This is a genomic window from Neorhizobium sp. LMR1-1-1.1 (assembly GCF_040675795.1).
Taxonomy (GTDB): Bacteria; Pseudomonadota; Alphaproteobacteria; order Rhizobiales; family Rhizobiaceae; genus Neorhizobium; species Neorhizobium cellulosilyticum.
On record NZ_JBEGHE010000001.1, the window covers coordinates 1,600,148 to 1,614,850 of the forward strand.

11 protein-coding genes are annotated in these 14,703 nt (G+C 60.4%); 4 read left to right on the plus strand and 7 right to left on the minus strand.

What is annotated here, in order from left to right; genetic code table 11:
* The first annotated feature begins 7 nt into the window (after positions 1-7).
* On the plus strand, positions 8-244 hold the full coding sequence (locus MRBLMR1_RS07725; RefSeq protein ID WP_148148505.1) for a hypothetical protein: 237 nt from the start codon (positions 8-10) through the stop codon (positions 242-244).
* Between the two features lie 49 nt (positions 245-293).
* Here the strand turns inward: MRBLMR1_RS07725 and MRBLMR1_RS07730 are convergent, their stop codons facing one another.
* Together MRBLMR1_RS07730 and MRBLMR1_RS07735 are read right to left on the minus strand one after the other, a co-directional pair.
* On the minus strand, positions 294-1,571 hold the full coding sequence (locus MRBLMR1_RS07730) for an extensin-like domain-containing protein (RefSeq protein ID WP_148148506.1): 1,278 nt from the start codon (positions 1,569-1,571) through the stop codon (positions 294-296).
* A gap of 183 nt (positions 1,572-1,754) precedes the next feature.
* Entirely contained in the window at positions 1,755-3,569 is a 1,815-nt protein-coding gene (locus tag MRBLMR1_RS07735; protein WP_183686139.1) for a methyl-accepting chemotaxis protein, read from the minus strand.
* Between the two features lie 244 nt (positions 3,570-3,813).
* Between MRBLMR1_RS07735 and MRBLMR1_RS07740 the strand changes: the two genes are divergently transcribed.
* Positions 3,814-4,200, plus strand: coding sequence for an acyl-CoA thioesterase (locus tag MRBLMR1_RS07740; RefSeq protein WP_148148798.1), 387 nt, complete (start codon positions 3,814-3,816; stop codon positions 4,198-4,200).
* 125 nt (positions 4,201-4,325) lie between these two features.
* Here MRBLMR1_RS07740 and MRBLMR1_RS07745 read toward each other — a convergent pair whose 3' ends face one another.
* The 4 genes from MRBLMR1_RS07745 to MRBLMR1_RS07760 form a co-directional block, all read right to left on the minus strand.
* Positions 4,326-4,601, minus strand: coding sequence for a DUF982 domain-containing protein (locus tag MRBLMR1_RS07745; protein ID WP_148148799.1), 276 nt, complete (start codon positions 4,599-4,601; stop codon positions 4,326-4,328).
* A 560-nt stretch (positions 4,602-5,161) separates the two neighbouring features.
* Positions 5,162-5,377 (minus strand): DUF982 domain-containing protein, encoded by a 216-nt coding sequence (locus tag MRBLMR1_RS07750; protein WP_183686141.1) that lies wholly within the window; start codon positions 5,375-5,377, stop codon positions 5,162-5,164.
* Positions 5,378-5,592: 215 nt separating this feature from the next.
* Positions 5,593-6,780: a DUF1501 domain-containing protein gene (locus MRBLMR1_RS07755; protein ID WP_148148801.1), complete on the minus strand. Its 1,188-nt coding sequence runs from the start codon at positions 6,778-6,780 to the stop codon at positions 5,593-5,595.
* A gap of 4 nt (positions 6,781-6,784) precedes the next feature.
* Entirely contained in the window at positions 6,785-8,260 is a 1,476-nt protein-coding gene (locus MRBLMR1_RS07760) for a DUF1800 domain-containing protein (protein ID WP_148148802.1), read from the minus strand.
* Positions 8,261-8,618: 358 nt separating this feature from the next.
* Here MRBLMR1_RS07760 and MRBLMR1_RS07765 point away from each other — a divergent pair, with 358 nt between their 5' ends.
* Both MRBLMR1_RS07765 and uvrB read left to right on the plus strand, forming a co-directional pair.
* A complete protein-coding gene (locus tag MRBLMR1_RS07765; RefSeq protein WP_183686143.1) occupies positions 8,619-10,604 on the plus strand; it encodes an EAL domain-containing protein in 1,986 nt (661 codons plus the stop codon).
* A 105-nt stretch (positions 10,605-10,709) separates the two neighbouring features.
* On the plus strand, positions 10,710-13,820 hold the full coding sequence (uvrB, locus tag MRBLMR1_RS07770; RefSeq protein ID WP_148146517.1) for an excinuclease ABC subunit UvrB: 3,111 nt from the start codon (positions 10,710-10,712) through the stop codon (positions 13,818-13,820).
* Positions 13,821-13,880: 60 nt separating this feature from the next.
* Here uvrB and MRBLMR1_RS07775 read toward each other — a convergent pair whose 3' ends face one another.
* Positions 13,881-14,519, minus strand: a complete 639-nt coding sequence (locus MRBLMR1_RS07775; RefSeq protein WP_148146516.1) for a hypothetical protein — start codon at positions 14,517-14,519, stop codon at positions 13,881-13,883.
* Between the last annotated feature and the right edge of the window lie 184 nt (positions 14,520-14,703).

Here is a 14,703-nt window from a genome sequence, read left to right on the forward strand (position 1 = left end):
AGAGTCGATGATCATGCCGAATTCCGTGAAGAAGAACATAATTCAGCAAGAAACCGAAAACGCCCCAGAGGCTAATGCTGAGGCTGAAGCTGATGATTTCGACTTCGCGTCCCTTGATGATCTGGCGAATTTCATGGTCGATGCGCTGACAATTCCCCTGCCGGCAGATTTCCGCGATACCGATAGCTGCGATATCGGAGAAAAAGACATGCTCGCGCCTTCCCCTTCCAAGCGCCTCAACTGAGCATCGAGAAGTTTCTCGGCATATCAGGCTTCAAATCCAGATATTTCGCTCAGTTGCAATACTGGCGACCGCCTTTTCGTGAGCGAAGGTCGAAGTGGAAATGGTTCCAGTGCTCGGCATTGCTGCCGGGGCCAAGTACCGTCGAGAAATACTTGCAGCTGTCACCGCGCACCGATTTCAGCAGCCCGCCCTCGCGGAAAGAGAACAGCCCCTTCTTGCGAACATCGATGTCGTGACCGTTCTTGAGCGTGATCCGGCCGATATCGATCGCGTTGCCGCGGGCATGTTCGGACATCGGATTGTAGCGCTGGCGGCTGTTGTTCATCTTGCGGCAGGAATAACCGCCCATCGGCTGGATCTGTCGAATGCCGGTGAGATACCGGGTGCGGGCGGAAATCGCCAGATCGTTCTTCACCCATTTTGCGAAGGCAAGCGTCACCTGGCAGTTCAGCGTCACCGCCGGCCTCACATCGATACCGCCGGAAAGGCCGGCAAGCTTCACCGGATAATCGATACCGCAACTCGGCCCCTGGGAAATGCGCGGCAGATCCTTGAACTCGACACCGAGACGGCGCAGTTCGGTGCGGCAGGCCACTTCCGACTGCGGCATGACCGTGCGCTGCCAGGCGCCATCAGGCGCGCTCATCGGGGCATCGTCGGTTACCGGGCCGGCGACCGGATTATTCGGCCGCAGCATGGCGACCTCCTCGGCGCGCGCCGGCGCCCGACCGGGTGCGGTCACGGGAGAATTGTCACCCCAGGTCATTGGGGCGGAAGAGCCCTGCCTGCCAATGCCCGCTGCTGACCGCTTCGGTGGTACGATTACGCGGTCATCGATCGGCTGACGACGTGCGTTAAGCGCCACCGGATTATCGGTGCCGATGCCACCGACCACCGGCTGGTCGCCGACCCCTTCTGCGATATCGCCATCCTGCTCCTCGGCCAAACCGACGACATCGCTTTCGTCGGGGCTGAAACCGAACTCTTCATCCATGTTGACGCCTTCGGCCGGGATCGTCGCCGGCGCACCATTCGGGGCGCGCAGATAATGACCGCCGCCATTTGATTGCATCGGTGATTGGGCTGAAGGCGCCGCCAGATATCCGCCGCCGCTTGCCTGAGAAACGGGCGCGGAAGCAACTGAATAGGGCTGATGCGATGCGGGCTGGGAAATCGGTGACGGCGGCGACGAGCGCGAGATGGAGCCGACCTGCGTGCCATTGTCGATCGATGCCGGCGGCACGAGGCTCTCTGCCGAACAGGCGACCAGAAAGGTCGAAACCAGAAGCGAGCTGATCACTCGCGTCGATAGGGAAGCATACGCCATACCAGTTGCCTCTCGCTCGATGCCGAAATGACACAGGTTTTGATTTTAGGCAGATTGGGTAAACGAAAGCTTGATGAAGCATGGCGGTTTGCGGGCCATTTCGGATCGGCTTCGCCATATTACGGGAAAGGGCCGGGCGCCTCCGCGTTCCGGCCCTTTGGGAAATCAACCGTATCGAACGCGTCAGGCAGCGCGGGAGACGGAGCGGATACCGGTATTGCCGAGCCTGAAGCCCCCCAGCAATTGCTGCAGATGCAGGCTCTGGTCGGCAAGCGTCTGGCTTGCCGCCGTCGTCTCTTCCACCATGGCTGCGTTCTGCTGGGTCATCTGGTCCATGTGATTGACCGAGGAATTGATCTCGGCCAGCCCGCTCGCCTGTTCCTGCGATGTCGTGGCGATCGTGTCGACATGGGCATTGACCTTCTCGACAAGCACGGCGATCTCCACCAGCGCCTCGCCGGTCGAACGCACCAGCGTCACGCCACCCTCGACCTCTTGCACCGAGTTACCGATCAGAACCTTGATCTCCTTTGCAGCGGTGGCCGAGCGTTGCGCCAGTTCGCGCACTTCCTGCGCCACCACGGCAAAGCCCCTGCCCGCCTCACCGGCGCGCGCCGCCTCGACACCGGCATTCAGCGCCAGAAGATTGGTCTGGAAGGCAATCTCGTCGATGACGGAAATGATCTGGCTGATCTGCCCGGACGACTGCTCGATCCGCCCCATCGCGTCGATCGCATTGCGGACGATCTCGCCGGAGCGGCTGGCGCTGAGCTTCGTTTCGCTCACCATTTCGCGCGCTTCTCTTGCACGCTGGGACGCGGTGCGCACGGTGGCGGTGATCTCGTCGAGCGCCGCCGCCGTCTCTTCCAGCGCCGCCGCCTGCTGTTCGGTGCGCTTGGCCAGATTGCCGGTCGCACCGGAAATGTCCGACGCACTGTCGCGCACGATCATGCCCGTTTCGGAAATCGCCACGATCGCCTGATTGAGCGCGCCGACCGCATCGTTGAAGTCCTGCCTCAGCTTGACGAAATCCTCGCCGATATCGCCGAGCGACACCGAAAGATCACCGGCCGCCAGCCCTTCGAGCGCCTGCCCGAGTTCATGCATTGCGTGCGACTGCCGGCCAGCGGCGGTCGAAATTGCCCTTTCGCTGGCCGAACGTTCGGCGGCGATGGCGCGTTGCTGCTCCGCTTCGCGCGCCTGCAATTCGGCACGTTCCTCGACATTGTCGCGCAGCACGACCAGCGCCCGCGCCATTTCGCCGATCTCGTTTTTTTCACCCGTGCAGGGAACAACAACACCCGTCGCGCCGCCGGCAATCGCCTGCAGGACCCGCTGCACGCGCGACAGAGGCGTCGTGACGCTCTTGACCACCAGCCATGCCCCGCCGATCACAAGAAGAGCGCCGACCGCAAAGATCATGGCGAAATCCGTCGCATCCTTGCGGAACATCGCCTTCAGGTCATCGACATAAACACCGGTACCGACGATCCATCCCCAGGGCGCGAAACCCGCCACATGCGAAAACTTCTCCACCGGCTCGCTCGCGCCGGGCTTGGGCCAGTAATAATCGACAAAGCCCTTGCCGTTTGCCTTCACCACCTGAACGAATTCGACGAACAGGAATTTACCGTTCGGATCCTTATTCTGTGAAAGGTCCGAGCCATTCATCTCCGGCTTTACCGCATGCATGACCATTTTCGGGTGCATGTCGTTGATCCAGAAGTAACCGGAACCATTGTCGTAGCGCATGGCGGCGATTACGCCCTTTGCCTGCGCCTGCGCCTCTTCGCGAGACAGGGCGCCGGAGGCTTCCATCGCCTGATATTTGGCCAGCACGGCCAGCGCCGTATCATTCATTTGGGCAAGCCCGGCCTTCCGTTCCCGTTCGGAAGACGCATAACTTTCGAAAAGACTGAAGGTCAGCGCGCCGGCCAGAATGACGAGCGACAGCGCGACGAGACAATAAAGACGCCAGGAAATGGCAAGACGTTGCATGATACCTCCCCCGATATTTGCAATTCTCATTAAATGATAATGATCGGAAGTTACCGGGCCGTGAAGAACTCGGGAGGCAAGGCGCGATCAAGTCGAACCCACATTTCTTCTTGGGTTATTCTCCGCAGCCAAGTCATGACGATGGCTCATGGTCGCCATGACCAAAAGAAACTGGCAATCGCCAGAAACAAGGCTAGTGTCCGCCTCCCGACCGACACGAATAATTGCAAAGGATGATTCCGGAATGACCGAACTCGCCAGACCGACCGGTGAACTGACCCTTCGAACGCTGGCCATGCCGAGCGACGCCAATCCGGCCGGCGACATCTTCGGCGGCTGGGTCATGGCCCAGATGGACCTTGCCAGCGGCATCCGCGCCGCCGAGCGCGCCCGCGGCCGCGTCGTCACCGCGGCGGTGAAGGAAATGGCATTCCAGCTGCCGGTCAAGATCGGCGATACGATGGCGATCTACACGGAAATCACCCGCGTCGGCACCACCTCGATCACGCTCAATGTCGAAGCCTGGGCCCACCGCGCACGTCACCAGCAACTGGAAAAAGTCACCGCCGCAACTTTCGTCATGGTCGCGCTGGATGAGGACGGCAAACCGAAGCCGGTTCCGGCAGAATGATACTACTCTGTCGCATCGCCATTCCAAAACAGACATAAACCGAGCAGCCGAAGAACCCCGACTCCGGCCGCTCGGTCGAGGGATCATCTGCATCTAGCGTGCTCCCTCATTCGTACGCTTGACGACTAGGTCTCCGGTACCGGTTCAAAATGGCTTTGCTCGACCCACGCATCGACGAAAGGTTGGCGAGCAAAGTCATGGTGCAGTGTTCCCAGAAGGGCCTCATGGCAAAGGGAGTGAGCGCGCCAGTACACAAGGCCGCGCTTGTGCTTGAAATGGGCCTGCATCCACCTGATTGCGTCGGCAGGGCCTGACACGACCGTATCAAGCTGGTCGCCCTCGCCTACGTAGACTGGCTTCGCCCAATGTAGCGCGAAACCAATCCGCGTGACCGTCCCCATCTATGTGGGGCTCGCAGGAGCACTGCCTGTCTGAGCATGATTGGAAACCGGCAGCGGTTTGAGACGGCCATATTGGGCCGTCAGATCGTGTAGTTTTAGAAAATGCGAAATGAGTGCTGAGCTACGTGTCATGATCGACCGCCATGCTTTTGCAGGCGGGAGTTACAAACTCTCAGCCGTCAGCGCCTACGAATTCGGTTGCCGACGATATGCTGAACATATCCGATACCCACATGTAAGTCGATGCTGATATTGTACTTCTGCGTGGCCTCCGGCTGGGGCATCACCCAGCCGGGTCATCAGTTAGCGTCGATCGGTTTTGTCGTTTTCACGATCGGACGGCTTGGTCTGGACGCCTGATTTGTCATCCGGTCGGTTGTTCTGCTGATCCGAACGTTTATCGTCCTGCTGACCAGGCTTTGGAGTGTCAGTCATTGCTTACTCCCTGTCGCGGGATGCGACATATGGCCAACAAAACAGAACACCTTAAGTTCCATGGAAGCCAGTCCCTGTCAGTTCGAGATCATTCTCTCGGCGTCTGGGAAGAATGTCTGTCGGTTCTATCGGGAATTACTCAAGGCCTTTTCGAAAAGCTCGCGCGCAACATCAGGGGATGCCCGCCCTGCCAGAGCATCGAGTATCGCGCTTGCAGCGACGGCAAATGAGCTATCCTTCACGGCAGTCCACGAACTGACCATGTGTTCCTGCGCATCCAGCGGGCCAAAAATCAATCTGCCGCCCACGCTGACCGGCTTGTCCCAATATATCGTTCGCATCACGGTTCTCCAAAGCCGGTCAAATAGCGCGACAAAGGCGGAAGGCGAGAAATAAGGCATCCTCGCACTGTGCCCTCGCCCCAACATGGAGACAGCTTGCAGGCCACATAATGAGAGCGAACCGGTGACCGGCTTCAACAGGACGTCCACTCCGGGACGCAGGCAAGTTATCTAAAGCGCGTCACACCCGCGGTGGAATTGGCTCAGCCACCACCTCACCCCTTCAAAAACACCGAGCCCTCGTCAAACCCCAGCCCCGGGAACACCCGGCTGCTCAGGCTGCTCGGCTTGATGTCGAACTGGCGGTAGAGCATGGCGGCGGCCACTTCACGAACATCGCCGGTCGGCATCAGGTCGCGTTCGTCGAGCAGTTTCCCTTCGCCAAGCCCCGGCCATGTGCCGAGCACCTTACCGCCGGCGACGGCACCGCCGGCAAGCACGGCAAGGCCGCCCGTACCGTGGTCGGTACCATTGGTACCGTTTTCACGGGCAGTGCGCCCGAATTCGGTCATGGCCAGAACCACGGTCTTGTTCCAGACTTCGTCACCAAGCGTGTCCTTCAGCGTCATGATTGCTGTCGCAAGGTCGCCGGCCGCCTTTTTGAACTGGCCCGCCTGGCCGACATGGGTATCCCATCCGTTGATCGAGAAGCTTGCGACCCGGTATTGCTCGCGCAACATGCCGCCGGCGAGTTTCGCCATATCGGCAATGCCAGAACCGCGCTTTCCATCGGCATAGAGCTGATCCGCCGCGGCCCCCGTCGTCTTCGCCTCATCGAAAACCTTGGCGAACAGCGGATCGTGGGAATAAAGCCGGTCGAGAAAGGCGATCTCGTCATCGGCCAGCGAAAAATCGCTCTGGCTCGACCAGTTATCCGCCTGGTTCGGCCCGGTCAGGATCAGTTCCATCGATGTATTGATATCGATCGCCTTGCGCGCATCGGAACGCGGGATGACGGCCAGTGCCCGATTCAGCCAGCCGGTTTTCTGGCTTTTGTCGGCACCGCCGGTTTCCAGAATGTCCTGCCCGTCGAAATGGCTTCGCTGGTCGCGATAGGGCGTCGAAACAGCATGAACGAAGGATAGCTGGCCGGCCTGCCACAAGGGCATCAGTGCAGAGGCTGCCGGGTTAAGGCCGAAAAAGCCGTTGAGGTCGAGCAGTCCCGTATCGGGCGTCAGCCCGAGCTTGGGGCGCAGCGCGGCAAAGGCCGGGTCACCGTAGGGCTGCACGAGGTCGAGGCCATCCATGGCGCCGCGCAGGATGATGGTGACAAACCGGTTGTCTCCGGGCATGGCAGCGAACGTTACCGGGGTGAGGACCGGCGCGGCGGCAACGCAGCAGGCGCCGGCGAGAAAACCGCGACGGGACAGCGCAATACGCTCAATATCCTTGATCGATGCCATCCACCTATCTCCTGTTAAACTCGGGCGATGCCAGCACCATGGTCAGCCCGTGCAGCTTGCTTGGCGCCTGTGAGATAATTTTGCGTGTTTCCGGTGTCGCGGCATCCGCGAGCGCTACCTGGAGAAAATCGGCCGGTTCGAGTTTCTGTCCAAGCAACCTGGCGGCACGACGCGACCAGTCGATCCGCTCGCTGAGCTGGCCCGGCGTCAGCCAGGCATCGCTTTTGTCAGGCACGCCGGCCGGACTTGGCGGCTGCCAGATCGGCTGCCCCATTTTCTGCAGCGCGCCGAGCGTCAGGGCATTTGCCTGTCCGGCGCGCTTGCGCCGCTGTTCGGCCGATTTCGCCGCCCCGGCCATCTGCATCGCCTTTCCGACCGGACCGACATCATCGTCATCGCCTTCCATATCGGCCAGAAGTGCCGACATATTGTCGTCGGGCAGGTTCAGTGCGCGAAAACCGGACACAACGAATTCGAACGGCTGCTTGATCTTCTGACCCGGATTCTCCCATGCAAGCGGATGTTCGAGCATGGCGCGGTAGACCTCACCGAGATTGCCATTGCTTGCCTTCCAGCTTGCCACCATCACCTCGGTCATGTAGGCCGGCGGTTCATCGCTGATGAAATGGGCTGCAATCTTGCGGCAGATATGGGTGGCAGTACGGGGATCGGCAGCAAGATCCTCCAGCATGCGCACGTGATCCTGGCTACCGGCTTCGTCGTCCTGATAGTCGCGTCCGAGCAGCGTGATCGTACCGCCTTGTGCGCGACGCGGGCGATAGACCATTTCCAGCGCCCGGTTATCCACCGTCAGCCCGGTCAGGATCAGTGCCGCGGCCCGTACATCCTCCTGAGTATAGCCGCTTCCAGCCCCCAGAGTGTGCAGTTCCAGCAGTTCACGTCCCAGATTTTCGTTCAGGCCGCGACCATTCTCCTGCGCAACCCGCGAATCCGGGCCAACGCTCTGGTCCTGATCGAGATAGATCAGCATCGCCGGATGCAGGATGGCGGCCTTCAACAGATCGGCAAACGACCCCGCCATGCGCGGCCGGATCGCTTCCGTCTCGTAAAGCGGCACGATCATGCGCATCGGCAGGGATTTGAGCGCGCTGGTGGAAAAATGATCCATCCAGAAACTGCCCAGGCGCTCGTAAAAACCGAAAGGCGAATGAATGGCCTGCGCAAGGCGCGACATCGCATCGAGCCGATAGATCCGCTGCGCTTCGCGCTGCGTCTCCTTGCGGATGCTTTCGTTCGGCTTGCCTTCCCGCGCGGCCTTGGCCTCCGCGGCCCTGAGCGAGATCACGCGCGTGGCGGTTTCACGACGGCCCACAAGCCCTTCGCGAGGAAAACGATCCTTGGCGGCAATGCCCTTGGCAAGCTGGGTCATCAGCCCATCGGCATCGGACGGGCTGTCCTGCCCGGGCCGAAGACCATATCCATAGCGGATTGCCGCAAGCGTGGGCCGTGCAAGAGCCATGCGCTACTCCTTGTTCGATAGAATCCTCACCGACAACTAGGGCGGAAACGGTGACAGAATGTGGCATTTTCGAGAGATGGACAGATTGTAATCAAACGGTCGATCCGCATTGAGGTTCCTGCCAAAGCAGCACTTCGAATTCGACCAACCTTATCTCAACACAATGGTTTCGCCGGCTCATCTCACACTTTCGGCATCATGGGTGAGGAGGATAGGGAAAGAGCCTGACAGTCCTTTGAAAACGGGCATGTTGGGCCGATCAGAGCCTCACCCGCACTCGGCCACAGTATCGGAAAGACTTTATTATTAGCTTGACCTTATGTTACATTTGCAAACCGTGAATGTGACGACCTAGTGAATGCTGCAGGATTCGACAAGTCAGATAAACGCCCCGCGACTTGAACTCGCGGTGAGGCAGGCGCAAGCCGCGGCCACACTTGAGCGCCTCCCCACGACGCTTACGGTGAATGCGCTAGTGTCGGTTTCGGCGCTCCTGATGAGCGCGATCAATCGCGGCATAACAACTCTTGCCGTCGTCTGGTGCATTGCCGCATTGGCAACAGTTGTCTGGCGTTTTGCCGTAGGCACCGCAATAAAACGCCGCCGCCTGGACGAATTGAAGCCGAACCACTGTCTTCGCCTGATGACCTTGGGCGCCCTGGTCAGCGGCATCGCCTGGGCTGCCCTGCCCTTCATGCTTTCGGATTTCGACGCGCTGGGTGTCGACGGCGGCATCTATATCCTGATGTGCGGAATGGCCACGGGCGCCGTGCTGCTCGGAACCGGCCATGCAGTCACCGCGCTCGCCTTTGCCCTACCTGTCCATCTTTCGGTCGTGGTCACGCTTTTGATGAGTGAAGCGGCCGGCGGTCATCTTCTGGCACTCAACGTGCTGGCCCTGACATTCGTGCTCTACAAGAGCAGCACAAAGGGCCAGGCGATCGTCATCGGCAATATCGAGGCGCAGGTGAAGGCGACGGCGCTGGCGCAATCGCTCAGCCGGGCCAATGCAAGCATTCTCAGCGCCAATGAAAGTCTGGAAGTGCTCGCCAATCGCGATCCGCTGACCGGGGTTGCGAACCGCGCCGCATTCAATGTCGCGCTTGAACGCGGCATCGAAAATGCGGGCGCGCAGAATGAGCAACTGGCGCTGCTTATCCTCGACCTCGACCGATTTAAGACGATCAACGACACGTTCGGTCATTCGGCCGGCGACGAACTGCTGCTGGAAGCGTGTCACAGACTGCGCGAGGTCGTCGGCGAACGCGGTTTCATCGCAAGGCTGGGCGGTGACGAATTCGCCGTCGTCATCGGTGGCGCCACCGCTGCCGCCGAGGCGCGCCAGCTTGCCTCCCGCATCCTCGATCGCGGCCGCGAGCCCTTCGTCATCCGCAACCGGCCGGTCGTGTCCGGCGTCTCGATCGGTTTCGCCATCTGGCCGGAGCATGCGGAAAGCGCTGCTGACCTGTTCGTCTCCGCCGACATGGCGCTTTATCGCGCCAAGGATGAAGGCCGCGGCCAGTGGCGTGAATTCGACCCGTCGCTGAAAGCCCGCGCCGATCGCCAGCGGCGTATCGAACAGGATCTCGCCGGCGCGATCTCGTCCGGCGCACTGACCGTCGTCTTCCAGCCGCAGGTGGAGCTTGCGCAGAACAGCGTCATCGGTTTCGAAACGCTGGTCCGCTGGACGCATCCGTCACTCGGCGCCGTGCCGCCGCCGGAAATCGTCGCGGCGGCGCATGCGGCCAATCTTTCCGAAGCGCTGACGGCCAGCATCGCCACCGGCGCCTGCCGGCTGCTCACCACACTGCCCTCGCTCGGCCTGCCGGAAGCGAGCGTGTCGGTCAATGTCTCGCCGCGCGAATTCGAACTGTATTCCGTCGCCGAAACGCTCGACCGCATCACCCATGCACATGGCATCGATCCGGCCCTGTTCGAGATCGAGATCACCGAAGAGGCGATCCTCGATACGCTGGTGGCCGGCGAGCAGCTCAAGCATATCGAACGCTCCGGCTACAAGCTCGCCGTCGACGATTTCGGCGCCGGCCATTCATCGCTTGCCTATCTGGTGACGCTGAAGGTCGACCGGCTGAAACTCGACCGCCGTTTCGTCGCCGGCATCGAGAGCAGCTTCCAGAACCAGGAAATCGTCGGCGCCATGGCGGGCCTCGGCAAGGCATTGTCTATGGATATCGTCGCGGAAGGCGTCGAGACGGCGGAAGAAGCCGCAACCCTGCGCGATCTCGGCTGTCCCGCCGCACAGGGCTATTTCCTCGGCCGCCCGATGCCCGTCGAGGCCATCGCCGGCTGGCTGCTGACGAGGCTTCTGACGCCGGCGGCCTGACCCGCCACATCTACGCTCTCGGCGGCGCCCAGCCGTTTCCCTTTTGTACTCATTTTCCCGCCACCCCCTCTTCACTTTGGCCCGGACTCTCTCCATATTCGGGCCATGGCCAGATCCCCGAAAAAATCCACGCCCGATGCCTCCAGCGGTTTCGGTGAAGCTCCCCAGTCATCCTTTGAAGGCGCACCGCTTGAGGGCAGTGTGGCCGACTGGGTGAAGCAGCTCGAGGCGGAGGCGGAAGCGTCGGGGATCGAGACCCAGCGCGAGATCGCCTCCAAAGCCGGCAAACACCGCAAGAAGATCGAGATCGCCGCGCGCGAACAGGCGATCCGCGAGGCGGAAGAGGACGCTGCCAAGGCGAAGAAATCGGCCAAAACCAGCGGCAAGACCGCCAAGAACACGACGGCCAGCAAAACCGCCCGCGGCGTGTCGATCGGCGCCTCGTCCGACCCGAAAACCCGTGCCGCAGCCGGTCTCAATCCCGTCGCGGGCCTCGATATCTCGCTGGAGGACGCGCAAAGTCTCGCCCCCGGCGCCGTCACCGCCACTGTCGAAGCCCTCTCCGCCCTGATCGAATCCGGAAACCCGCTGTTCAAGGACGGCAAGCTGTGGACGCCGCACCGGCCCGAACGCCCGGCGAAATCCGAGGGCGGCGTCACCATCCGCATGGCCTCGGAATACCAGCCCGCCGGCGACCAGCCGACCGCGATCGCCGATCTCGTCGAGGGCATCAACAACAACGAGCGCAGCCAGGTCCTGCTCGGCGTCACCGGCTCGGGCAAAACCTTCACCATGGCCAAGGTGATCGAGGAAACCCAGCGACCCGCCGTCATCCTCGCCCCCAACAAGACGCTCGCGGCCCAGCTCTATTCCGAGTTCAAGAACTTCTTCCCCGATAACGCGGTCGAATATTTCGTCTCCTATTACGACTATTACCAGCCGGAAGCCTATGTGCCGCGCTCCGACACCTTCATCGAGAAGGAATCGTCGATCAACGAACAGATCGACCGCATGCGCCACTCCGCCACCCGCTCGCTGCTGGAACGCGACGACTGCATCATCGTCGCCTCGGTCTCCTGCATCTACGGTATCGGCTCGGTCGAAACCTACACCGCCATGACCTTCCAGATGGAAGTCGGCGACCGGCTCGACCAGCGCCAGCTTCTCGCCGATCTCGTGGCCCAGCAATACAAACGCCAGGACATCAATTTCATCCGCGGCTCCTTCCGAGTTCGCGGCGATACGATCGAAATCTTCCCCGCCCACCTTGAAGATGCCGCATGGCGCATCTCGATGTTCGGCGACGAGATCGACAGCATTACCGAGTTCGACCCGCTCACCGGCCAGAAGACCGGCGACCTCAAGTCGGTCAAAATCTACGCCAACTCGCACTATGTCACCCCACGCCCGACGCTGAACGGCGCGATCAAGCAGATCAAGGAAGAGCTGAAGCACCGCCTTGCCGAGCTGGAAAAGGGCGGCCGCCTTCTGGAAGCGCAGCGCCTCGAACAGCGCACCCGCTACGATGTCGAAATGCTCGAAGCCACCGGCTCCTGCGCCGGCATCGAGAACTATTCGCGGTATCTCACCGGCCGTAATCCCGGCGAACCGCCGCCGACCCTGTTCGAATATATCCCCGACAACGCCCTGCTGTTCATCGACGAAAGCCACGTCTCCGTCAGCCAGATCGGCGGCATGTACCGGGGCGACTTCCGCCGCAAGGCGACGCTCGCCGAATACGGTTTCCGCCTGCCCTCCTGCATGGACAACCGCCCGCTGCGCTTCGAGGAATGGGACGCAATGCGCCCGCTCACCGTCGCCGTTTCGGCCACGCCCGGCAATTGGGAAATGGAACAGTCCGGCGGTGTGTTTGCCGAACAGGTCATCCGCCCCACGGGCCTGATCGATCCCCCCGTGGAGGTACGTTCCGCCCGCTCCCAGGTCGACGACGTTTTGGGCGAAATCCGCGAAACCGCCCAGAAAGGCTACCGCACCCTCTGCACGGTCCTCACCAAGCGCATGGCCGAAGACCTCACCGAATACCTGCACGAACAGGGTGTTCGCGTCCGCTACATGCACAGTGACATCGACACGCTGGAACGCATCGAGATCATCCGCGACCTTCGCCTCGGCGCCTTCGACGTCCTCGTCGGCATCAACCTCTTGCGCGAAGGCCTCGACATCCCGGAATGCGGTTTCGTCGCCATCCTCGATGCAGACAAGGAAGGTTTTCTCCGGTCGGAGACATCGCTGATCCAGACCATCGGTCGCGCGGCGCGTAACGTCGACGGCAAGGTCATTCTCTACGCCGACAAGGTCACCGGCTCGATGCAGCGCGCCATGGACGAAACCGCCCGCCGCCGCGAAAAGCAGATGGCCTACAATACCGAACACGGCATCACGCCGGAATCGGTCAAGGCAAAGATCTCCGACATTCTCGACTCGGTTTACGAACGCGACCACGTCCGCGCCGACATTTCCGGCGCATCCGGCAAAGGTTTTGCAGACGGCGGCCATCTGGTCGGCAACAACCTGCAATCCCATCTCAACGCGCTGGAAAAATCGATGCGCGACGCCGCCGCCGACCTCGACTTCGAAAAAGCCGCCCGCCTGCGCGACGAAATCAAACGCCTCAAGGCAGCAGAGCTTGCGACCATGGACGACCCGATTGCACGAGACGAGGCACGCAGCCAGGAACGCAGCGGCAAAACTGGAACGAAGGGCAGCCGCGAGTCGATCTCCCCACCTGTGGGGGAGATGTCCGGCAGGACAGAGGGGGGTGAGGAGCGGTCCGCGCAGCGGAGCAATCGATCCAGCGAATCGATTGCAGCGACGAACGCCCGGAGCGAAAGCGAAGGGCCGGGAGACGGCGCGTCAAACCAAGCCTCCTACTTCACCAAACCCACGCTCGACGACATGGGCCCGGGCACCGACACCGCGCGCCCCTTGTTCCGCCGCAACACACTCGACGAAATGACCGTCGGCCGCACCGAAAAACCATCAACCGGCGCCCTCCCCGAACGTCCGCCGGAAACCTACAGCACCAAAAAACGCTTCTCGCCCCTCATGGAAGGCCAACCCGAACGCGCCGACGCCAGCAAGGACGATCCGCGGCCGGTGGTGCGCGGCAAGATCGGCGCCGGGAGTTATGAGGATGCGGGGGAGCAGAAGCGCAAGGGACGGACGAAGGGTAAAACTGGGCGGCCGGGGCGGTGAGGACAAGCCGACCTCATTCAATCCAAGACACGTTCAATGGTTTGCCATTCCCCTATACCTTCAGCCCGGCTCTGCACCGGGTTCCGCCGCAGTATTGGAAAGAGATGCGATAACGTCATTCAACGCTCCATGCTTCGTTTTAGCCCAATCACAGAACATCGCATCCAGTGGACCAGTCAGTCCTGGCTTAATAGCTCCAATCCACGTTTCATATTCATCAGATGGAAGGCAAGATGCGCCAAGTATTAAGGCATACTGCTCAAATCTCCCAAATTGCTCAAATCTAGTTTTGTTTTTTCTAAAATAAACTACGTTTTTAATTACACCATTTATCAATATTAATTGGCGACCATCAAGCTCTGAGAGCTTGGCTATCTCTGCAACTTTCTTCGCTGATATTGGAGAAATTGCTCTTACAAAAATTTCAAGAAGCCACACACGAATTACTGGAACACCGTGTCCGGCACCGCTTGCAAGCAAGGGAATGATCCGATCGGTTATATCAAAGCCGTCCAATTTTCCGTTTTTCTTCAACGCATCGAGAAGAAGCACAATATCCTTCACGAATGGGAGCAACTTCTCTAGATTCTCAGATATATAACCAACCGAGTCCTCGTTATTTGTCAGCCTCAGCGCCCTAAATATCGACCTAACTCGGCCAAAATCCCAGAAATCTTCAGAAAGCGCCTCTTCAAGCATTCCTATTAAATTTAGCGATTGCAGCTTTTCAATTTGACTAGCTATCTCCTCTTCATCTGTAGTGGCCCCCTAAACCCCCGGACACGATCTCCCACTTGTTAAGTGTTAGGAGTAATGTGCCCATTATGACCAGTCACATACCTAAGATAGAAGTGTTGTCCGGCCCTGAGCGCCGCCGTCGCTG